This window comes from Bradyrhizobium sp. 18BD (assembly GCF_054185225.1).
Genome location: NZ_JAVAYL010000010.1, coordinates 109,714 through 131,402, shown reverse-complemented (window position 1 = coordinate 131,402; position 21,689 = coordinate 109,714). Strand labels below are relative to the sequence as shown.

The 21,689-nt window shown below is 65.8% G+C and carries 20 protein-coding genes; 13 read left to right on the top strand and 7 right to left on the bottom strand.

The annotated features are described in order from the left end of the window. Nucleotides 1-23 precede the first annotated feature (23 nt). From RAD16_RS19565 to RAD16_RS19555, 3 genes are all read left to right on the top strand, one after another. Nucleotides 24-491, top strand: a complete 468-nt coding sequence (locus RAD16_RS19565; protein WP_458159532.1) for a VOC family protein — start codon at nt 24-26, stop codon at nt 489-491. Nucleotides 492-564: 73 nt separating this feature from the next. After that, nucleotides 565-1,383, top strand: coding sequence for a ribonuclease HII (locus tag RAD16_RS19560; RefSeq protein WP_458159531.1), 819 nt, complete (start codon nt 565-567; stop codon nt 1,381-1,383). 99 nt (nt 1,384-1,482) lie between these two features. After that, on the top strand, nt 1,483-2,991 hold the full coding sequence (locus RAD16_RS19555; protein ID WP_458159530.1) for a glycosyltransferase family 39 protein: 1,509 nt from the start codon (nt 1,483-1,485) through the stop codon (nt 2,989-2,991). Nucleotides 2,992-3,156: 165 nt separating this feature from the next. Here RAD16_RS19555 and RAD16_RS19550 read toward each other — a convergent pair whose 3' ends face one another. Further along, a complete protein-coding gene (locus RAD16_RS19550) occupies nt 3,157-3,966 on the bottom strand; it encodes a uracil-DNA glycosylase (RefSeq protein ID WP_458159529.1) in 810 nt (269 codons plus the stop codon). A 136-nt stretch (nt 3,967-4,102) separates the two neighbouring features. On the opposite strand from RAD16_RS19550, the gene RAD16_RS19545 reads away from it, so the two are divergent. The 3 genes from RAD16_RS19545 to RAD16_RS19535 all read left to right on the top strand — a co-directional run bounded on the left by RAD16_RS19545 (nt 4,103) and on the right by RAD16_RS19535 (nt 8,783). Next, the gene (locus tag RAD16_RS19545; RefSeq protein WP_458159528.1) at nt 4,103-5,764 is read left to right on the top strand and encodes an electron transfer flavoprotein-ubiquinone oxidoreductase; all 1,662 of its coding nucleotides are present in this window, start codon (nt 4,103-4,105) and stop codon (nt 5,762-5,764) included. Nucleotides 5,765-6,076: 312 nt separating this feature from the next. Continuing rightward, nucleotides 6,077-7,873: a tetratricopeptide repeat protein gene (locus RAD16_RS19540; protein WP_458159527.1), complete on the top strand. Its 1,797-nt coding sequence runs from the start codon at nt 6,077-6,079 to the stop codon at nt 7,871-7,873. Between the two features lie 25 nt (nt 7,874-7,898). Then, the gene (locus tag RAD16_RS19535; protein ID WP_458159526.1) at nt 7,899-8,783 is read left to right on the top strand and encodes a 4-(cytidine 5'-diphospho)-2-C-methyl-D-erythritol kinase; all 885 of its coding nucleotides are present in this window, start codon (nt 7,899-7,901) and stop codon (nt 8,781-8,783) included. Between the two features lie 109 nt (nt 8,784-8,892). On the opposite strand, the gene RAD16_RS19530 is transcribed toward RAD16_RS19535, so the two are convergent. Next, nucleotides 8,893-9,828, bottom strand: coding sequence for an AEC family transporter (locus RAD16_RS19530; RefSeq protein ID WP_458159525.1), 936 nt, complete (start codon nt 9,826-9,828; stop codon nt 8,893-8,895). A gap of 101 nt (nt 9,829-9,929) precedes the next feature. Between RAD16_RS19530 and RAD16_RS19525 the strand changes: the two genes are divergently transcribed. Next, complete coding sequence (locus tag RAD16_RS19525; RefSeq protein ID WP_458159524.1) at nt 9,930-10,820, top strand: LysR family transcriptional regulator; 891 nt, start codon at nt 9,930-9,932, stop codon at nt 10,818-10,820. Between the two features lie 83 nt (nt 10,821-10,903). On the opposite strand, the gene RAD16_RS19520 is transcribed toward RAD16_RS19525, so the two are convergent. From RAD16_RS19520 to RAD16_RS19500, 5 genes are all read right to left on the bottom strand, one after another. Further along, nucleotides 10,904-11,782, bottom strand: coding sequence for an alpha/beta fold hydrolase (locus tag RAD16_RS19520; protein ID WP_458159523.1), 879 nt, complete (start codon nt 11,780-11,782; stop codon nt 10,904-10,906). After that, a complete protein-coding gene (locus RAD16_RS19515) occupies nt 11,775-12,407 on the bottom strand; it encodes a LysE family translocator (protein WP_458159522.1) in 633 nt (210 codons plus the stop codon). Before RAD16_RS19515 ends, RAD16_RS19520 begins: the two co-directional genes overlap by 8 nt. 44 nt (nt 12,408-12,451) lie before the next feature. Then, on the bottom strand, nt 12,452-13,714 hold the full coding sequence (gene fabF, locus RAD16_RS19510) for a beta-ketoacyl-ACP synthase II (RefSeq protein WP_458159521.1): 1,263 nt from the start codon (nt 13,712-13,714) through the stop codon (nt 12,452-12,454). Between the two features lies 1 nt (nt 13,715). Further along, on the bottom strand, nt 13,716-14,231 hold the full coding sequence (locus tag RAD16_RS19505; protein WP_458159520.1) for a winged helix-turn-helix transcriptional regulator: 516 nt from the start codon (nt 14,229-14,231) through the stop codon (nt 13,716-13,718). A 456-nt stretch (nt 14,232-14,687) separates the two neighbouring features. Beyond that, nucleotides 14,688-15,695: a polyprenyl synthetase family protein gene (locus tag RAD16_RS19500; RefSeq protein ID WP_458159519.1), complete on the bottom strand. Its 1,008-nt coding sequence runs from the start codon at nt 15,693-15,695 to the stop codon at nt 14,688-14,690. A gap of 133 nt (nt 15,696-15,828) precedes the next feature. Here RAD16_RS19500 and RAD16_RS19495 point away from each other — a divergent pair, with 133 nt between their 5' ends. From RAD16_RS19495 to glyS, 6 genes are all read left to right on the top strand, one after another. Continuing rightward, entirely contained in the window at nt 15,829-16,056 is a 228-nt protein-coding gene (locus RAD16_RS19495; protein WP_008131471.1) for a putative signal transducing protein, read from the top strand. Further along, nucleotides 16,049-16,810: a tRNA1(Val) (adenine(37)-N6)-methyltransferase gene (locus RAD16_RS19490; RefSeq protein WP_458159518.1), complete on the top strand. Its 762-nt coding sequence runs from the start codon at nt 16,049-16,051 to the stop codon at nt 16,808-16,810. Before RAD16_RS19495 ends, RAD16_RS19490 begins: the two co-directional genes overlap by 8 nt. A gap of 216 nt (nt 16,811-17,026) precedes the next feature. Next, entirely contained in the window at nt 17,027-17,935 is a 909-nt protein-coding gene (locus tag RAD16_RS19485) for a S49 family peptidase (RefSeq protein ID WP_458159517.1), read from the top strand. A 105-nt stretch (nt 17,936-18,040) separates the two neighbouring features. Beyond that, complete coding sequence (locus RAD16_RS19480; protein WP_456748185.1) at nt 18,041-18,232, top strand: hypothetical protein; 192 nt, start codon at nt 18,041-18,043, stop codon at nt 18,230-18,232. Nucleotides 18,233-18,466: 234 nt separating this feature from the next. Further along, nucleotides 18,467-19,402 carry a glycine--tRNA ligase subunit alpha gene (locus RAD16_RS19475; RefSeq protein WP_028158187.1) on the top strand — a complete coding sequence of 312 codons (936 nt, stop codon included), beginning with the start codon at nt 18,467-18,469 and terminating at the stop codon, nt 19,400-19,402. Next, nucleotides 19,402-21,591 (top strand): glycine--tRNA ligase subunit beta, encoded by a 2,190-nt coding sequence (glyS, locus tag RAD16_RS19470; RefSeq protein ID WP_458159516.1) that lies wholly within the window; start codon nt 19,402-19,404, stop codon nt 21,589-21,591. The genes RAD16_RS19475 and glyS overlap by 1 nt, the downstream gene beginning before the upstream one ends. The last annotated feature ends 98 nt before the right edge of the window (nt 21,592-21,689 follow it).

Sequence of the window (21,689 nt, the reverse complement as noted above, 5' to 3'; positions counted from 1 at the left end):
AGACGAAGTGGAAGAGGCGTCACATGAGTAAGGAATTGCCGGCTCCGGTGCCAGAGCTTATGCCAAGGCTCACCGTTATCACGCTCGGCGTCAGCGACATCCGGGCCAGCATCGCCTTTTACGACGCGCTCGGCTTCTCGCGCCGGCTGAAGGCGACCGGGGAGGCGGTTGCGTTTTATGACACCGGCGGTCCGGTGCTCGCACTGTATCCCTGGGATCTGCTCGCAGCCGACGCCAAGTTGCCCGACGATCCCCGGCCATCGGCCTTCCGCGGCATCACGCTCGCCTGGAACTGCCGGACCCGCGAGGAGGTCGATGCGGTGCTGGCCTTCGTGCTCGGCAAGGGCGCGAAGTTGCTGAAGGCCGCGCACGAGACCGATTACGGCGGCTATTCCGGCTATTTCGCCGATCCCGACGGCCATCCCTGGGAGGTCGTGGTCGCGCCCGGTATCGAGGTCGGCGACGACCGGCGGGTGCACCTGGCGGAATAGGGCGGCCTGAATAACGGGAATTGTCAGGGGTTCCCGGTTGCGCGAGTGAGGCTGCTTGCGCACGATCCCGGCCATGATTCGAGACAAGTCCGCCCCAAAGCCTACCGAGGATGCGAAGGCTGCCGAGAAGAAGGCTGCGCCTGCCAAGGCCGCGGTCGGCAAGAAAGCCATCATCGCGGTTACATCGCCAAGTTTCCGCCGCGAGCGCGCGCTGATCAAGCGCGGCGTCTGGCCGGTTGCGGGCTGTGACGAGGCCGGCCGAGGACCGCTGGCCGGTCCCGTGGTCGCGGCCGCAGTGATTCTCGATCCCGACCGCATCCCGCGCGGCATCGACGATTCCAAGCGGCTGACCGCCGAGGAGCGCGAAAAGCTGTTCGACAGGATCTGCGCCACCGCACAGGTCTCGGTTGCCGTCGCATCCACGGCGCGAATCGACCGCGACAACATCCTGCGGGCCTCGCTCTGGGCGCTGAAGCGCGCGGTGGTGGCGCTGCCCGAGGCGCCCCGCCACGTCTTCGTCGACGGCCGCGACCGGCTCGACACGGCGTGCGACTGCGAGGCGGTGATCGGCGGCGACGGTATCGTGCTGTCGATTGCGGCTGCCTCCATCGTCGCCAAGGTGACGCGCGACCGCCTGATGTGCGCGCTGGCGCAGGACTGCCCCGGCTACGGCTTCGAGCAGCACAAGGGCTACGCCGTCCCCGAGCATCTCGCCGCGCTCGACCGCCTCGGCCCCACGATCCATCACCGCAGCTTCTTCGCCCCCGTTGCGGCTGCGCGCGCCAAGCACATGCCCTGGACAGTCGAGCCGGTGCAGGATCTGTTCGAAGTTGCCGAGGTCGAGGTGCAGGTGGACGCGGCCGTCGAAATCGATGCTTCAGCAGGCCTCTAGCGTAGACGGTCGTTGCCACGACGCGCAGCGCCCTTTATCAAAACAGTCTTGAGCGAATAGGGCCGGCTGGACGGGTTGGCTGCATCTTTCGGGCGTTGCATGCGGTTTACCTCCCTGGTCATCGAGCTCATTCGCGCCCGGCCGCGGCTGATCGTGTGGATCGTCGTGCTGCTGCAGGCGGCGATGTGGCTGTTCGTGGCGCTGGTGTTCTACCGCAGCCCGCCCGGCACGCTGGCGACCCTGCTGGCCTTCGGCCGGGAATACCAGGTCGGGACTGATCTCGGCCCGCCCTTGCCGATCTGGCTCGCCGACATCGCCTACCGCGCCGCCGGCGGCCATATGTTCGGCGTCTATGTGCTCGCCCAGCTCTGCGAGATCGCGACCTTCATCGCGCTCTACCATCTCTCCCGCGCCGTGGTCGGCTCGCAGCAGGCGGTGCTCGCCGTGCTCCTGACCATGACGGTGCTGGCGTTCTCTTCGCCCGCGCTCGACTTCGGCCCGCTGGTGCTGGCGCGCCCGCTCTGGGCGCTGCTGCTGCTGCACTCCTGGCAGATCATCGGCCAGCGCCGCGGCAATGCCTGGTTCGCCTGGTCGATCGAGGCGGGTCTCTTGCTGCTCACCACGCCGGCGGCGATCTTCCTGCTGCTCCTGCTCGTCATCTTCGCGGTCTCCACCGCCGGCGGCCGCCGCACGCTGCTCGCGCTCGATCCGCTGTTCGCGCTGATCGTCGTCGCAGTGCTGGCGATGCCCTATGCGGTCTGGCTGATGCGCGCCGAGACGCTGGTGCTGCCGACCTTGCCGCAGGTCGAGGAGCTGAACGCCCGCGCCATCCATGCGGCCTGGCTGCTCGGCGGGCTCGTGCTCGGCGCAGCCGCGATTCCCGCGCTGACCTTCCTCAACACCGGGGTGTTCGTCGCCAAGGGCGAGGAGGCGCCGATCATCTACCGCCCGCCGGTCGAGCCGCTGGCGCGCAACTTCGTCTATTTCTTTGCGCTGGCGCCGGCGCTCGGTGCGGTGCTGATCGCGGGCGTGCTCGGGCTCGATGCCGTCGTTGGCGGTGCCGGTGTCGTGCTGGTGTTGTCCGGACTTGCCGTGGTGGTGACGGCCGGCGACCTCATCGCGATGCGCCGCGCGCGCATGCTGCGGACGGTGTGGGCGGCGGCCGTGGTGGCACCAGCCGCCGGTGTCGTGCTTGCCGTGCTGTTCCTGCCCTGGACCGGCGCCAACGAGATCGCGACCTCGATGCCGGCGCGTGCGATCTCGGATTTCTTCGACGAGAGCTTTGCCCGCCGCACCAATCATCGCCTGCGCGCGGTCGCCGGCGAGACCCAGCTTGCGAGCCTGATCACGCTGCATTCCGGCCGGCCGCATCTCTTCATCGATGCCCAGCCCGCGCGCACCCCATGGATGAGCCAGGCCAGGTTCAGCGAGACTGGCGGCGTCGTGGTCTGGCGCGCGTCCGATACCGCCGGCACGCCGCCGCCGGAAATCCTCGCGCGCTTCCCCGGCATCGTGCCCGAAGTGCCGCGCGCCTTCGAATGGCTGGTGACGGGACGTCAGCAACTCCTGCGCATCGGCTGGGCCATCGTGCGGCCGAAGGGGAGTTGAGCCGCGTGCACGCTCTCTCCGTCGTCATTGCGAGCCAACGGGTCCGCGCGAAGCGCGGCCCGATGACAGGCTCCGCGAAGCAATCCAGAATCCGTCCGCGGAAACAGTTCTGGATTGCTTCGTCACTTCGCTCCTCGCAATGACGGGGAGGGAGCGTCCAGCGCCTCACGCGCCCGCCAGCACCTTCGCGATCGCGCGCAGATCCTGCCAGGCCAGGCGCTTGTACGACGGCGAGCGCAACAGGTAGGCCGGATGGAACGTCGGCAGCGCGCGGATGGTGCGCTGGCCGGTCTCGTACTCGAACCAGCGGCCGCGCGTGCGCATGATGCCTTCGCGGGTCGAGAGCAGCGTCTGCGTCGAGGGATTGCCGAGCGTCACCAGCACGTCGGGATTCACCAGCTCAATCTGGCGCTGGATGAAGGGCAGGCAGATCTGCGTTTCCTGCGGCGTCGGCGTGCGGTTGCCGGGCGGGCGCCACGGAATGACGTTGGCGATGTAAGCCGTGGTGCGGTTGAGCCCGATCGCGCCGATCATGAGGTCGAGCAGCTTGCCGCTGCGGCCGACGAACGGCAGCCCTTCGATGTCCTCGTCGCGCCCCGGCGCTTCGCCGACGAACATGATGCGCGCCTGCGGATTGCCGTCGGCGAACACCAGCCGCGTCGCGGTGTGCTTCAGCGCGCAGCCTTCAAAGCTATGCATCAGCTCGCGCAGCGCCTCGAGCGTCGGCGCGGTGCGCGCCGCCTCGCGCGCGGAGGCGATGGCGATGTCGGGTGCCGGTGCGGCCTCGCCGCGCATCACGGCGGGGGCGGCGACCGGCCGCGGTGCCTCGACCGGCGGAGCCGCGCGCGGGGCCGGCGGCGGCGTGTCCAATTCCGCCAGGCGGTCGATCGGTTCCTCCGCGAGCGCGCAGTCGACGCCGGCCTCCAGATAGAAGGCGAGAAGCTCTCGGACGGTGGGTGCGGGCTCTGGGATCATTTGGAAAGTCAGACTATTAGTTCATCTTAAGGCGCCTTGCATCCCACCGGAACGCATTTCCGTGGTTGTCCTACCCGGAAAAATCGGAAACAAGGGAGCGCAAATGACAAGGAACCGTCTCAAGGGCTGAGATCAGATGAGCACCGAAGAACTTCCCCCGCGCGAATCCATGGAATTCGACGTCGTCATCGTCGGCGCCGGCCCCTCGGGCCTGGCCGCGGCGATCCGGCTGAAGCAGATCAACGCCGATCTCAACATCGTCGTCGTGGAGAAGGGCTCCGAGGTCGGTGCGCACATCCTCTCCGGTGCGGTGATCGATCCGATCTCGCTCGACAAGCTGATCCCGGATTGGCGCGAGGATCCCGACTGTCCGCTGAAGACTCAGGTCAAGGACGATCACTTCTACTGGATGTTCGGCGACAACCGCATCAAGCTGCCGAATTTCGCGATGCCGCCGTTGATGGACAATCATCACTGCTACATCGGCTCGCTCGGCAATGTCTGCCGCTGGCTTGCGCCGAAGGCGGAGGCGCTTGGCGTCGAGATCTATCCGGGCTTCGCGGCGACCGAAGTGCTCTATGACGAGAATGGCGCGGTGCGGGGCATCGCGACCGGCGACATGGGCATCGCCAAGGACGGCACGCACAAGGATTCCTACACCCGCGGCATGGAGCTGCTCGGCAAGTACACGCTGTTTGCCGAAGGCGCGCGCGGCTCGCTGTCGAAGCAGTTGATCGCGAAGTTCGCACTGGACGCCAACAGCGAACCGCCGAAGTTCGGCATCGGCCTGAAGGAAGTCTGGCAGATCGATCCGGCCAAGCACAAGAAGGGTCTGATCCAGCACTCCTTCGGCTGGCCGCTCAATAATTCCACCGGCGGCGGCTCGTTCCTCTATCACTACGACGACAACCGCGTCGCGGTCGGCTTCGTCGTGCATCTGAACTACAACGATCCCTATCTGTCCCCGTTCGATGAATTCCAGCGCTTCAAGACCCATCCCTCGATCCGCGACGTGTTCGAAGGTGGCAAGCGGCTCGCCTATGGCGCACGCGCCATCACCGAAGGCGGCTACCAGTCGGTGCCGCGTCTGACCTTCCCGGGCGGCGCGCTGGTCGGCTGCGCTGCGGGCTTCGTCAACGTGCCCCGCATCAAGGGCGTGCACAACGCGATGGGCACCGGCATGCTCGCCGCCGAGCATGTCGCCGCCGCGCTCGCTGAAGGCCGCGCCAATGACGAGGTCGTCGCCTACGAGAACGCCTGGCGCGATTCCGCGGTCGGCAAGGACCTCTTCAGGATCCGCAACGTCAAGCCGCTGTGGTCGAAGTTCGGCACCTTGCTCGGCGTGCCCCTCGGCGCAATCGACATGTGGACCAACCAGCTGTTCGGCGTTTCGCTGTTCGGCACGCTGTCGCACGCCAAGCCCGACCGGTCGACGCTCGATGCGGCCAAGAGCCACGCGCCGAAGAACTATCCGAAGCCGGACGGAAAAATTTCCTTCGACAAGCTGTCCTCGGTGTTCCTGTCCAACACCAACCACGAAGAGGACCAGCCGGTCCATCTGAAGGTGGCCGACATGAACCTGCAGAAGACCTCCGAGCACGACGTGTTCGCCGGTCCCTCGAATCGCTATTGCCCGGCCGGCGTCTATGAGTGGGTCGAGGAGGGCACGACCCCGCGCTACCAGATCAACGCCCAGAACTGCGTCCATTGCAAAACCTGCGACGTGAAGGACCCCAACGGCAACATCACCTGGGTTCCCCCGGAAGGCGGCGGCGGCCCGAACTACGAGGCGATGTAAGCCGGAAGTTGGATCAGGGCGATCGATCCGGGGCGAATGTGACGTGCCCCGGCATTGTGACGCACGTTCGCGTGAGAACCCGGCTGCGGTGAGGGGCCCCGGCCACGATAAGGCCATACTGGCAGCGTCTTGGGGCGTTGTCGGCCGATTTGGGGCGTGCGGAGGGGATCGCGTGCCCGAATCCTTGCGGTGAAGCGCCAAAACCGGCATTGTCGGCCCGACGGTTCCGGGTCCCGATGCCACCGGTCGCGTTCGCATGCGAGACGGCTTTCTGCAGCAAACCCAGGCACTACCAACTCAAGGCGAGCCCTGATGTTCTCAAATCGTTTCAACCGCTGGACTGTTGCCGCCATCGCCCTGATGGGCACCGCGATCGCGACGGTCCCCGGCGCGGTCCTGGCGCAGACGCCGGACCATCCGTCCGACACGGCGGCGCAGTTTCCGACCCGAAACGATCTGAAGTCGCTCACCACCGCCGGCAGCTATCTCGCCGCCCGCCACGCCAGCGTCGAGCGCGACGCGGCCTCGGCCGCCGCATTCTACCGCTCGGCCCTGCGCACCGACCCCAAGAACAACGAGCTGCTCGACCGCGCCTTCATCTCCTCGGTCGCCGACGGTGACATCGACGAGGCGGTCAAGCTCGCCGAGCGCATTCTCACCATCGACAAGACCAACCGCGTCGCGCGCCTCGTCGTCGGCGTGCACGATCTCAAGATGAAGAAGTACGCGACCGCGCAGACCAACATCAACCAGTCGATCCGCGGTCCGATCACCGATCTCGTCGCCACGCTGCTGTCGGGCTGGGCCGCCTATGGCGCCGGCGATGCCAAGGGCGGCGTCGCCACCATCGACAAACTGGCAGGTCCGGAATGGTATCCGCTGTTCAAGGATCTCCATGCCGGCATGATCCTCGAGCTCTCCGGCAAGGAGAAGGACGCCGGCACCCGCTTCGAACGCGCCTACAAGCTCGACGATTCCATGCTGCGCGTCACCGAGGCCTATGCGCGCTGGCTGTCGCGCAACAAGGATGCGGCGGCGGCGACCACCGTCTACCAGGCGTTCGACAAGAAGCTCGCCCGTCATCCGTTGATCGTGGAAGGCCTGCGCGACACCAAGGCCGGCAAGAAGCTGCCGCCGCTGGTCGATTCCGCGCAAGCCGGCGCGGCCGAAGCGCTCTACGGCATCGGCGCCACGCTGACCCGCCGCGGCGGCGAGGATCTGGCGCTGGTCTATCTGCAGCTCTCGCTCTATTTGCAGCCGACCCACCCGCTGGCGCTGCTCTCGCTCGCCGATCTCTATGAATCGGTGAAGCGCCCGCAGATGGCGATCAAGATCTACGAGCGCGTGCCGGCGACCTCGCCGCTGAAGCGCAACGCGCAGATCCAGCTCGCAATCGACCTCGACTCCGCCGACCGCACCGACGAGGCGATCAAGATCCTCAAGGGCGTGACCACCGAGGATTCCAAGGATCTCGAAGCCATCATGGCGCTCGGCAATATCGAGCGCGGCCGCAAGCGGTTCGGCGACTGCGGCGCGACCTATTCGCAGGGCATCGAGGTGCTGCCGGCCGGCAACGACAAGGCCAACAGCGTCTGGTACTACTATCGCGGCATCTGCGAGGAGCGCTCCAAGCAGTGGGGCAAGGCCGAAGCCGACATGAAGAAAGCGCTCGAGCTTCAGCCCGACCAGCCGCATGTCCTCAACTATCTCGGCTATTCCTGGATCGACCAGGGCGTGAACCTCGACGAAGGCATGAAGATGATCAAGCGCGCCGTCGAGCAGCGTCCCGACGACGGCTACATCGTCGATTCCCTCGGCTGGGCCTATTACCGCATCGGCAATTACGAAGAAGCGGTGAAGAATCTCGAGCGCGCGATCGACCTCAAGCCCGAGGATCCCACCATCAACGACCATCTCGGCGATGCCTATTGGCGCGTCGGCCGCACGCTGGAAGCCAAATTCCAGTGGGCGCATGCGCGCGATCTCAAGCCCGAGCCGGAGGAGCTTCCGAAGATCGAGGGCAAGATCGCCAACGGCATGACCGACGACAATTCGAACTCTTCGGCCGCGCAGGCGGACAAGAAGAAGGACGACGGCAAGGGCGGTTGAGAGTGCGTTTGGGGGTAGATCGCCAATGCCGACGTTGATTGAGGAAGGGCGCGCGAAGGTCAATCTGAGCCTTCGCGTGGTTGGCCGTCGTGCCGACGGCTATCATGATCTCGAGAGCGTGGTCGCGTTTGCCGACTGCGCCGACCGGCTCACGCTGGAGCCGGGCGGCGAGCTGAAGCTCGCCACCACGGGGCCGCTCGCCGCGGCCTGCGGCGAGACGTCCGACAATCTCGTGTTCAAGGCGGCCAAGCTTCTGGCCGAAGCCGTGCCGAATCTGAAGCTGGGCGCCTTCGCGCTCGACAAGGTGCTTCCGGTTGCCGCCGGCATCGGCGGCGGTTCGGCGGATGCCGCGGCGGCGCTGCGGCTGCTGGCGCGTCTCAACAATCTCTCGCTCGATGATCCCAGGCTCCAGAAGGTTGCGCTCGCGACCGGCGCCGACGTGCCGGTGTGCCTGTTCTCGCGCGCCTGCGACATGACCGGTGTCGGCGAGCAATTGCTGCCGCTCGCACTGCCGAGCATGCCCTGCGTGATGGTCAATCCGCGCGTGCCTGTCGCCACCAAGGACGTGTTCCAGGAACTCGGCCTACGCAACGGCGAGCTTCTGGTCGGCGCCACCGCCGTCCTCGACGCGCCGGCCTGGCCGGAGGAGGGCGGCTCGATTGCCGACTGGGTCGACGTTCTCGAAACCGTCGCCAATGATCTCGAAGCGCCTGCGCTGCGCATCGAGCCCGTGATCGGCGAGGTGCTGGACGCTCTTCGCGACTCCGCCGGCGTCAAGCTCGCGCGCATGTCCGGCTCCGGCGCGACCTGCTTTGCGATCTACGGCGCGCCGACCGAAGCCCATGCCGCCGCCGAAAAGATCCGGCGCGACCACCCCGGCTGGTGGGTGCATTCGGGGACGTTGAGCTAAGCGTGGCTGCCGTAGGGTGGGCAAAGGCGCGATAGCGCCGTGCCCACCATGTGTCGACGTCATGCAAAGTGGTGGGCACGCTTCGCTTTACCCACCCTACGGTTTTTGATCACTTTACCAGCGCGAGATATCCGCTAATGGTCAGGATCGACGTGACCGTTGACGCCAGAATGACATTCGACGTCATCGCCGCCTCGCGCTTGTAAAACTCCGCCAGCATGAACGGACCCGTGCCGGTCGGAAGCGCCGCCAGCAGCACCGCCGTGTGCGTGAGCAGCGGTGAGAGGCCGAACACGGCGGTTGCCATCACCCAGGTGACAGTTGGCTGGAGCACGAGCTTGAAGCTCACGAGCAGCGCCGCCGACCCGACATTCGTTTCGGAGCTGTCGCGCCTGGTCGCGAGGAACAGGCCGAGCGCGACCAACGCGCATGGTGAAGCTGCGCCACCGAGGAGCTTGAGAAAACTCTCGGCGGCATCGGGCACGCTGAGACCGGCGACCGGTACGATCGCAGCTACAGCGGGAGCGACGAGCAGCGGATTGCGGATCAGCGAGCCGCCGACCTTGGCGAAGAGATGCCGGCGCCGCTTCTCGGTTTGCAGCCCGGTCTCGATCAGGACGATGGCGATCGCGAACAGCACACAGACCGTGATGATCGTAGCGATCAGCGTCGGCGCCAGAGCCTCGCGACCGAGTGCGGCGAGCGCCAGGGGGAAGCCGACGAAGCCGGTATTGGCATAGCCTGCATTCAGGGCGTCGATCGCGGCGTCGGCGAGATGTCGCGGGCGGCGCAGGCGAACGGTGATGGTCAGACAGAACACCAGCGCCGCGCCGATGCCGAAGGCGGCGATGAAGCGCGGATGCCAGACCTCGGCCCATCGCGCATGCGCGACGATATCGAACAGCAGGGCCGGAAGCGCGAGATACACGACGAAGCGGTTCAGCTCGCCGGACGCGTGCGGACCGAGGACGCCGATCCGCCGGGCGAGCCAGCCGGCGAAGATGAGCGCGAAAATAGGGAGAACGGCCGCGAGGGTGGAGAGCATTGGGGATGCCTGGTTTTGGAAGGTCCAATTAGGCCTATCCAACCGGATTGATATCATCCAATACTGATTGTTGCGCTGCTTCATACCTTTTCGGTATAAATATGATCGACATCAGACAGATGCGCTATTTCGTGGCTGTGGCCGAGACGCTGCATTTCGGCCGCGCCGCCGAGCGCCTCCACATCAGCCAGCCCCCTCTCAGCCGGCAGATCGCGACCCTGGAGAAGGACCTCGGGGTCCGCCTGTTCGACCGTCAATCGCGGCGCACGACGCTGACCCCCGCCGGCCGGCGCTTCCTGGAGGACGCACGGGCGGTGCTGATCAGTTTCGACCAGGCGTGCCAGAACGCGCGCATGGCCGAGCGCGGCGAGCTCGGCGAACTCTCCGTCGGCTTCATGATGCACGCGGCCTATACGGTCCTGCCGGGCCTGATGCGGCGCTACATGGCGAACCATCCGGGCGTGCGCGTCGAGCTGCGCGAGGTGATCCCCGCAATCCTGGGCGACGCGGTACTGACCGGGCGCTTCGATGCGGCGATTCTGTTCGATCCCGGTCCCGTGCGCGGTCTGGCGACCCATGTCATCTTTCGCGAACCGCTCAGCCTTGCCGTCTACGCCAGCCATCCGCTCGCCTCGAAGACGACGATCGCGGCGGAACAGCTCAATGGCGAAGCCTTCATTGCAGCACCAGCCGAAGTGGCACCGAAACTACGTCAGTCGATCGTGAGCTATTGCCGTTCGGGCGGGTTCGAGCCGACGTTCAGGCTCGAGGTCGAGCTGCAGCAGACCATCGTCAGCCTCGTGACGGAGAATCTCGGGATCGCTCTGGTGCCGCAGTCGATGGCAAAGCTCGGAATTGCGAACCTGGCGTTCTGCGACCTCGAAGACGCGCCAATCATCGAGCACGTGGTCGCCTGGCGGCCGGGCAATCTCAATCCGGCGTTGGCGCCATTTCTGGCGGAAGCGCGCAGCGACGTTAGCGACGATCCGTAGCCCGGATGAGCGAAGCGATATCCGGGATTCTTCCTCGCGCCGTCCCGCATATCGCTACGCTCATGCGGGCTACGGCAGTTGAGCTAGCCGTTGCTTTCTTCGGCCAACCCGAGAAACGATCGGATCTCACCCAACACCTCTTGCGGCTTGTCATGCTGCAGCCAGTGTCCGGCCCCGGCGATGGTCTCGATGCGCGCCTGCGGGAAATAGCGCTCCAGGCTTGCCCCCCTCGCGCCGGCCAGAAAACTTTCGCCGGCATTGAGCAGCAGCATCGGGCAGGCGATGCGCGACCACAGCGCGAGGTGATCGTCCGGCCAGAGCCGGTGCGGTGCACTGGTGCGCTGATAGGGATCGAACTTCCAGCTATAGGTGCCGTCCTCGTTCTGCCGTGCGCCGTGGGTGGCGAGATGCAGTGCGAGGTCGCGGGACAGGCGCTTGTTGTGCAGCACCATCTGCGCGGCCGCAGCATCGAGGGTCGCATAGCGGCGCGGGGTGCGGTCCTGCAGTTTGTCGAGCTGGCCGACCCATTTGCCGATGCGCTCATGCACCGGCGGCTTCGGTGAATCCGGCAGCATGGTCACGCCGTCGAGCACGACCAGCTTCGTGACGAGCTCGGGGAACGATCCCGTGAAGATCAGGCTCACCATGCCGCCCATGGAATGGCCGATGAGCGTGATCTCTGGCGCGCCGAGACTGCGGACAAGCTGGACGAGATCGTAGACATATTCGGTCAGCGCGTAGCTGCCGCCCTTGGTCCAGTCGGAATCGCCGTGGCCGCGCAGATCGGGCGCGACCACGTGGAAATGCGACTGCAGCGACCGCGCGATGAAATCCCAGCTCCGGCAATGATCGCGGCCGCCATGAACCAGGATGAGAGGCGGCGCGCTCTCGTTGCCCCAATCGGCGTAATGCAGCCGCAGGCCGTGCGATTCGTAGAAGCGGTCTTGCGGGGGGCTAGCCATTGGCCGGCCGCCGCGCCAGTGCGAGCGAGAGGCCGAGGCCGGCGATGAAGACGCCGGAGCCCTGCGTGAGACGCCGCATCAGATGCGGCCGTCCGATCAGTTGCGTGCGCGTCGCGGAGGCCATCAGCACCACGACGACATCGGCGAGCGTGTTCAGCGTCACCGAGATCGCGCCCAGCATGATGAACTGCAGCGTCGGGTTCGATCCCGCGGGATCGAGGAACTGCGGAATGAAAGCGAGGAAGAACGCCGCCGTTTTCGGGTTCAGCGCCTCGACCAGCACGCCGTCACGAAACGCGCGCTTGTCGCCGATTGCTTCGCTTTCCAGCGACAGCGCGCGGCCGGCGCTGCGGAAGGTCTTGATACCGAGCCAGACCAGATAGAGCGCGCCGACGAATTTCACGGAAGCGAACAGCTCCGCGCTGGCCAGGATGATCGCGGAGATGCCGAGGCTGCCCGCAACGACGTGAACCAGCCCGCCCAGCGCCGTGCCGGCGGTCGAGGCGAAGCCGCTGGTGCGCCCCTCCGACAAGGTGCGTGCCGCGACGTAGAAAATACCGGGGCCGGGAACGGCGGCGATGAGACAGGCGGCTGCCAGGAACAGCCAGAAATTCGTGTCGATCATGCTGTTTTCGTAGCGCAGCGTGCCGCGATTGCAAGGCCCGTCGTTCAGCCCATGCGGCGGAAGATCGCGCTGGCATTCACCCCGCCGAAGCCAAAGCCGTTGGAGATGGCGTTGAGCATCGGCATCGGCCGCGCGCGACCTGCGACGATGTCGATGCCGTCGGCGCCCGGATCGGGGTTTTCGAGATTGAGCGTCGGCGGCGCGATCTGGTCGCGCAAGGCGAGGATGGTGAAGATCGCCTCCAGCCCGCCGGCGGCGCCGAGCAGATGGCCGGTGGCCGATTTGGTCGCGCTGACAGCAATGCCGCGATTGCGGCCGAACAGCGCGGCGAGGGCGCCGAGCTCGCTCTCGTCGCCGGCCGGCGTCGAGGTCGCATGCGCGTTCAGGTGCTGCAGATCCGCGGGCGCAAGATTGGCCTGCCGGAGCGCGATCTCCATGGCGCGGCGGGCGCCGTCGCCGTCGGGCGGACCCGACGTCATGTGATAAGCGTCCGCGGTCGTGCCGTAGCCGATGATCTCCGCGATCGGCGTCGCGCCGCGCGCCAGCGCATGCTCGAGATCCTCGATCACGAGGATGCCGGCGCCTTCGCCCATGACAAATCCCTCGCGGTCGCGATCGAACGGGCGCGAGGCGCGTGTGGGTTCGTCGTTGAAGGAGCTCGACAGTGCGCGCGCCGCGGCAAAGCCGCCGAGGCTGACGATGTCGATGCAGGCTTCCGCGCCGCCGCAGATTGCGACATCGGCCTCGCCGCCGCGGATCATGCGTGCGGCATCGCCGATCGCCTGCACGCCGGCGGCGCAGGCCGTGACCGGCGTGCCGAGCGCGCCCTTGTAGCCATATTTGATCGAGACATGGCCGGCGGCGAGATTAGCGAGGAACGAGGGAATCGTGAATGGCGAGAGCCGGCGCGCGCCGCGCTGCTCGGTGATGCGCACCGCTTCCGCCATCGCCGGGAAGCCGCCGACGCCGGACGCGATGATCGTTGCTGTTCGCTCCAATGCCGCAGCGTCCTGCGGCATCCATTTGGCCTGCGCGACCGCTTCGGCGGTGGCGAGCAGCGCGAACAGGATGAAGCGATCCATCTTACGCTGGTCTTTTGGCGCTGCGGCGTGTGCGGGATCGAAGCCGCCTTCGGCGTCATCGGCCTTGTCGGGCACGAGGCCGGCGATGCGCGCCGGAAGCGCCTGCGCCCATTCAGGCAGGGGGCGCAGCCCGCTCTGGCCGGCAAGCAGCCGGCGCCACGACAATTCGACACCGCAGCCGAGCGGCGACACCGCGCCCATGCCTGTCACGACGATACGACGCATGTCAGTCTCCAGCCGGCGCGACGGCCGGGTTCATGGCTTTGAGCGAGGTGAGCCGCGCGCGCATGCCGCGGCTGGCGCGGGGGCCTGCGATGACGACCGCATTGGCGAGCGTGATCGGTTGCATATCGGCGGCATCGACGACGATCGGGTCGAACGGACGACTATCTTTGCGGTTCGCCAGAATGATGGATTCGCCTTTGGGGGCGAGATGCTTGTTGCCCCAGGCCAGCAGCGCCGCAACTACGGGAAAGAAATCGCGCGCCTTGTCCGTCAGCACATATTCGTAGCGCGGCGGCCGCTCATGATAGCGGCGACGGACGAACATGCCGCTCTCGGTCAGATGGGCAAGCCGCCGCGACAGGATGTTCGGCGCAATGCCGAGGCTTTGCTGGAACTCGTCGAACTTGGTTGCGCCCTGAAACGCATCCCGCAGGATCAAAATGCTCCACCATTCCCCGACCGTCTCCACGGCGCGGCCGACCGGGCATTCCAGGATGGAGGGGGATTTGGGCTGCATGCGGCGGAAGGTAGGGGAGTGGCTTGCAAAATGCAAGTGACTGGGTGGTACTTCGGACGTGGAGCGTGTCAGGCGACGGCAGGAATTGTGGCTACGAGCGTTAATGTGAGTTGGTGGACAGTGCTCGCGCACCCTGCTCCGTCATTGCGAGCGAAGCGAAGCAATCCAGAAGCCCTCCGCGTAGGCAGCCTGGATTGCTTCGTCGCTTCGCTGCGCTCGCAATGACGGTGTGGCAGCAGAACACACAATCTATCGCCGTCACCCCCGCGCAACGGCGAAGCCGTTGTCGCTGGAGGTGCGAGCGCAGCGAGCCTCGAAGGGCGAACGGCCTGGCTGCAGCTCGGCCGTACATCCTTCGAGGCTCCCCATGGGACGCGTTGCGTCCCATGCCTCGCGCCTCAGGATGACGGGACTAATGGCAGTCCAGAAATCGAAAGTGACGTCAGGCGGCCGAGCTCAGTGCGACCGTGCCAGACAGAACGCCACCACCTGCTCCAGTGCGCTCTTCATCGGCGAGGGCGGGAACAGCGCCAGCGCATCCACCGCCATGGCGCCGTAGTGCTGGGCGCGGCTGAGCGTGTCTTCCAGCGCGCGGTGCTTGTTCATCAGCCCGATGGCATGGTCGAGATCGGTGTCGCCGATCTCGCCGCGCTCCAGCGCCTTGATCCAGAACGCGCGCTCGGTGTCGTTGCCGCGGCGGAAGGCGAGCACGACGGGCAGGGTGATCTTGCCCTCGCGGAAATCGTCGCCGGTGTTCTTGCCGAGCTTGGCGCTCTTGCCGCCGTAATCGAGCACGTCGTCGACGAGCTGGAAGGCGATGCCGAGATTCATGCCGACCGAGCGGCAGGCGGTCTGCTCGGCCTTGGGGCGGTTGGCGATCACGGGGCCGACCTCGCAGGCCGCGGCGAACAGCTCGGCGGTCTTGCCGCGGATCACGGCGAGATATTCGTCCTCGGTGGTCGCAGTGTTCTTGGCGGCGGCCAGCTGCATCACCTCGCCCTCGGCGATGGTGGCGGCGGCAGCAGACAGGATGTCGAGCGCGCGCAGCGAGCCGACCTCGACCATCATGCGGAACGCCTGGCCGAGCAGGAAGTCGCCGACCAGTACGCTTGCCTCGTTGCCCCAGAGCATGCGCGCCGACAGTTTTCCGCGGCGCATCTCGCTCTCGTCGACGACGTCGTCGTGAAGCAGCGTGGCGGTGTGCATGAACTCGACGGACGCGGCGAGCTTGATGTGGCCGTCGCCGGCGTAGCCGGCGAGGTTGGCCATCGCCAGCGTCAGCATCGGCCGCAGGCGCTTGCCGCCGGAGGAGATCAGATGGTTGGCGACTTCAGGGATCATGGTCACGTCGGAGCCGGTCCGTGACAAGATCGTGGCGTTGACGCGCTCCATGTCAGGGGCGACAAGGGCAACCAGCTCTTCGATCGACGCGCCGGGAGTTTCGAAAGGTACGATGACGGCCACGCCGGTCTCCAATATTTGCCCCGGAAGGGCTATTCTGATGGAAATACAATAGAAACTGGCGGCGCATGCGGCAAGGCCCGCGGAACCATTGACATTTGCCGCTTTAGCCCCCTTCAGGCAGGAGATCTGCGTTTTGCGTGAACTGGTTCGGACCAACGATATGGTGCTGGTGTCGGCGATCGGCGCGTTGCTCGACGGCGCCAACATCCATCATCTGGTGCTGGACCAGAACATGAGCATCATCGAGGGCTCGCTGGGGATCCTGCCGCGGCGAATCCTGGTCCATGAGGACGATGCCCAGGAGGCGCGGGCGCTCCTCACCGAGGCCGGCCTCAGCCACGAACTGCGCGGCGATGATTGAGGCCGACCTCACCGAGGACGCCTTTCTCGGCGGACAATTGCGGCTGAAGCAGCGGCGCACCGGCCATCGCGCCGGGCATGATGCCATTTTGCTGGCGGCGGCGACGCACGCGCAGGCGGGCGATCGGGTGGTCGATCTCGGTGCCGGCATCGGCACGGCCGGGCTCGCGCTTGCCCGCCGCGTCGCCGGTATCGGGCTGAGCCTGGTCGAGATCGATCCGGAACTGGCGGAGCTCGCGCGCGCCAACGCGGCGGCGAATGGAATCGCGGCCGAGGCGATCGTGCTCGACGTCACCGCCGATGCGCAGGCGTTCGCGGCCTGTGGACTTATGGCTGACAGCGTCGACGTGGTGCTAACGAACCCGCCCTTCAACGACCCCGCCCGCCATCGCGGCTCGCCGGATCAGTCCCGCCACACCGCGCATGTGGCGACGGAAGAGACTCTGCATGCCTGGGTGCATGCAGCGCGGCGCATCCTCCGATCGAATGGCGCGCTGACCTTGATCTGGCGTGCAGATGGAATCACGGACGTTCTGGCAGCGCTGTCACGCGGCTTCGGCAGCCTTGTCATCCTGCCGGTTCATGGAGAAACGGGACGGCCCGCGATCCGCGTGCTGGTGCGCGCGGTCAAGGGCGGCCGGGCGCCGACTCGATTACTGCCGGGCCTCATGCTCAACGAGGAGTCACGTGTGCCTAAAAAAGAGGTGAGAGAGATTCTGGAGGGGAGGGCGGTGTTGCCGCTGGCTGAGCCGTGATGGCTTACTGCGGAAGCGATTCCGACTGCTGCTCTTGCGCGGGTGTGAAGCGAATCGCCGTGAAAAGCGCGCACATCAGCAGCATCAGCAGGTAGATCTTCATCGCGTTTCCTCCGCTGCCTTATTGCAGCTTCCCAACGGGCAGACTGCAAAACACGTTCCAGGCACTTTCAATGACACTCGCGTGATAAGAAATGGTTAACCAGAGGTAACGGCATGGCCGCACAATTGAATGATCGAGAGAGTTCCGGCCTGGCCGACAAGCTCATGGGCTATCTGCCGGCGCGCTTCCGTCCCGGTGCGGCGGTGGTGCCGGTGGTCCGGCTGTCGGGTGTGATCGGCGCGGTGACGCCGCTGCGCCCGGGCATGTCGCTGGCCGGTGTCGCACGGGTGCTGGAGCGGGCGTTTTCGTATCGGAACGCCAAGGCGGTGGCGCTGGTGATCAACTCGCCCGGCGGCTCGCCGGTGCAGTCGCGCCAGATCTATCTACGCATCAAGCAGCTCGCGGCGGAGAAGAAGCTGCCGGTGCTGGTGTTCGTCGAGGACGTCGCGGCCTCCGGTGGCTACATGATCGCCTGCGCCGGCGACGAGATCATCTGCGATCCCTCTTCGATCCTCGGCTCGATCGGTGTCGTCGGCGGCAGCTTCGGTTTCCAGGAGGCGATCAAGCGGCTCGGCATCGAGCGGCGCCTCTACACCGCCGGCACTCACAAGGCGATGCTCGACCCGTTCCTCCCGGAAAATCCGGACGATGTGGCCAAGCTCAAGACGATCCAGCGTGAGATCCACCAGATCTTCATTTCGCTGGTGAAGGAGAGCCGCGGCGCGCGATTGAAGGGCAGCGACGACACGCTGTTCACGGGAGAATATTGGGCCGGCGAAAGCTCGATCGCGCTGGGGCTCGCCGACAGCATCGGCGATCTCCGCTCAACTCTTCGTGCCCGCTATGGCGAGAAGGTTCTCACCCCTGTGATCGCCCAGCCGACCGGTCTGCTCTCCGGCCTGTTGGGCCGGAAAGCGCCCGGCGCGGGGCAGCTTTCGGCCATGGAATCAATGGCCGGCCTGCCGGACGATCTGATCTCGGCGGTCGAGACGCGGGCGATTTGGGCGAAATTCGGGTTCTAGGCGAAGCGCATCCCGCGCCATTTGGTCCGGACTGAGCCAATTGCGGCGCAGCCCGGAGTGCGCGAATATGCGTGTGGGGGCTGAGCACTAGACAAGGATCGACCGATGCCGCCGTTCGTCGCTTTCGCGGGCGTTCTGGGCGGGCTTGCCGTGGTCCGCTGGGCCTACAAGACCGCTGTCCGGATCAATCAGGAGCTGGAGGAGATGCGCCTGTCGCGCGTCGCCGAGGCCGCCCGCATGGGGAATATCCAGACGTTGAAGCGTGACCCGGTGACCGGAGCTTATCGCCCGGGCTAGCGCTCTCAACACGAGAGGTGCCGTAGGGTGGGCAAAGGCGCTCTTACGCCGTGCCCACCATCTTTCCAGGACGATGATGTCGGCGGTGGGCACGCGTCGCTTTGCCCACCCCAAGGCACCGTCCGCGGACGATCCACCGATCGGCCCGAATCCGTCCCCTTTGCCTTGATTCCCACCCCCGCCGTCGATACGGTCCCGCGCGATTCAAAACCCCCGCGAGAGCCTGATCTGACGATGGACGCCTCATTGCCCGCCCATATGCGCCCGGAACGCTCGTTCCAGGGCTTTATCCTCGCGCTCCAGCGATTCTGGGCCGAGCAGGGCTGCGTGATCCTGCAGCCCTACGACATGGAGATGGGCGCGGGTACCTTCCATCCGGCGACGACGCTGCGCGCGCTCGGGCCAAAACCCTGGAACGCCGCCTATGTGCAGCCCTCGCGCCGGCCCAAGGATGGCCGCTACGGCGAGAATCCGAACCGGATGCAGCACTACTACCAGTTCCAGGTGATCATGAAGCCGTCGCCGCCGAACCTTCAGGAACTGTACCTGAAGTCGCTTGCCGCGATCGGCATCGATTCCGCCGTGCACGACATCCGCTTCGTCGAGGACGACTGGGAGAGCCCGACGCTGGGCGCCTGGGGCCTTGGCTGGGAATGCTGGTGCGACGGCATGGAGGTCAGCCAGTTCACCTATTTCCAGCAGGTCGCCGGCTTCGAATGCGCGCCGGTCGCGGGCGAGCTCACCTACGGGCTCGAGCGCCTCGCGATGTATGTCCAGGGCGTCGACCGCGTCTATGACCTCAACTTCAACGGCCGCGAGGGCGATGCCAAGGTCACCTATGGCGACGTGTTCCTGCAGGCCGAGCGGGAATATTCGAAGCACAACTTTGAAGTCGCCGACACCGCCATGCTGTTCGAGCAGTTCAAGATGGCGGAAGCGGCGTGCCGAAAATATCTCGACGCCGGATGGAAAGACGGCAAGCGCGAGGCGCATCTGATGGCGCTGCCGGCCTATGACCAGTGCATCAAGGCCAGTCACGTCTTTAACCTGTTGGACGCGCGCGGCGTGATCTCGGTGACGGAGCGGCAGAGCTACATTTTGCGTGTCCGCGAATTGGCAAAAGCCTGCGGCGAGGCCTGGATTCACACTGAAGCGGGCGGAGCGGCCTGATGCCCGAACTTTTGCTTGAACTGTTCTCGGAAGAGATTCCCGCGCGCATGCAGGCCAAGGCGGCCGACGATCTGCGCCGCCTCGTCACCGACAAGCTCGTCGCCGAAGGCCTCGTCTATGAGGGCGCGAAAGCGTTCGCGACGCCGCGCCGCCTTGCGCTCACCGTGCACGGCATTCCTGCGCGCCAGCCTGATCTCAAGACCGAACGCCGCGGCCCGAAAGTCGGCGCGCCCGATGCGGCCGTGCAGGGCTTTCTGAAAGCGACAGGTCTGAAGTCGCTGGACGAGGCCAAGATCCAGCGCGACCCGAAGGGTGACTTCTACATCGGGCTGATCGAGAAACCGGGCCGCGACGCGATCGACGTGCTCGCGGAAATCCTGCCCGTGATCATCCGCACCTTCCCGTGGCCGAAATCGATGCGCTGGGGCGCGCGCTCCGGCAAGCCGGGCTCGCTGAGCTGGGTGCGTCCGCTGCACGCGATCACCGCGACCTTCGGGCCCGAGACGGAAGAGCCCGATGTCGTGAAATTCTCGGTCGACGGCATCGAGACCGGCCAGACCACCTACGGCCATCGCTTCATGGCGCCTGCCGCGATCAGCGTGCGCCGCTTCGAGGACTACGAAGCCAAGCTGAAGGCCGCAAAGGTCATCCTCGATCCGCAGGCGCGCAAGGACATCATCTTTGCCGACGCCAAGGAACTGACCTTCGCGCAAGGCTTCGAGCTCGTCGAGGATCAGGTGCTTTTGGACGAGGTCTCGGGCCTCGTCGAATGGCCCGTTGTCATGATGGGATCGTTCGAGGCGGAATATCTGGCGATCCCCGACGAGGTGATCCGCGCCACCATCCGCAACAACCAGAAGTGCTTTGTGGTCAAGGATCCCAAGACCGGAAAGCTGACCAACAAGTTCGTCCTCACCGCCAATATCGAGGCGACTGACGGCGGCAAGGTCATCGTATCAGGCAACGAGCGCGTGATCCGTCCGCGCCTGTCGGATGCGAAATTCTTCTACGAGACCGATCTGAAGACGAAACTCGAGGACCGTCTGCCGAAGTTCGATCAGATCGTGTTCCACGAGAAGCTCGGCACGCAGGCTGCGCGCATCAAGCGTATCGAGCGTCTTGCGGCCGAGATCGCGCCGCTGGTCGGCGCCGATGTCGGCAAGGCGACGCGCGCCGCGCATCTCGCCAAGGCGGATTTGCTGACTGAAGTCGTCGGCGAATTCCCGGAAGTGCAGGGGCTGATGGGCAAGTACTACGCGCTGGCGCAGGGTGAGGATGCCTCGGTCGCCGCCGCGTGCGAGGAGCACTACAAGCCGCAAGGGCCGACCGATCGCGTGCCGACCAACCCGGTCAGCGTCGCGGTGGCGCTTGCCGACAAGATCGATACGCTCGTCGGCTTCTGGGCTATCGACGAGAAGCCGACGGGCAGCAAGGATCCGTATGCGCTGCGTCGTGCGGCGCTCGGCGTGATCAGGATTATCCTGGAACAGACCGATCGCATTTCTCTGACACCGATTTTCCAGGATGCGATTGCACTTCATATCATGCGCGGCAGTGACGCCGCGTTTGAGGACGTTGTTCGCGCCGTTCGCAATCCGACCCCCGATTCGACGTTCCTCCGAAAGGGCGGATCGATCGCAGCCGATAATCTTGCCTCACTGATCGGAGATCTCCTCGCCTTCTTCGCTGACCGCCTGAAAGTCCAGCTCCGCGAGCAGGGCGCCCGTCACGATCTCGTCGACGCGGTGTTCGCGCTCGGCGGCCAGGACGATCTGCTCATGATCGTCCGCCGCGTCGAGGCGCTCGGAAAGTTCCTCGACAGCGACGACGGCAAGAACCTGCTCGCCGGCACCAAGCGCGCGGGCAACATCCTCTCGATCGAGGAGAAGAAGGACAAGCGGACCTTCGACGGCGCGCCCGATGCCGCGCTCTACAGCCTCGCTGAGGAGAAGGCGCTGGCGAAGGCGATCGGCGAGGTGAAGGCGGAAGCGAGCGCCGCCGTCGCCAAGGAGGACTTTTCCGCCGCGATGAGCGCGATGGCAAAGCTGCGTCCGCCGGTCGATGCGTTCTTCGACAAGGTGCGCGTCAACGACGACGATGCCAAGGTGCGCGAGAACCGCCTGAAGCTGCTGAACGAGATCCGCAGCGCCACGCGTGCGGTGGCAGATTTCTCGAAGATTCAGGATTGAGGCGCGGTCGCGCGGCAAACACAAATGTCATTCCGGGGCGTGCGAAGCACGAGCCCGGAATCCATTGTGCCGCGGGTGACGTCGAAAAATGGATTCTC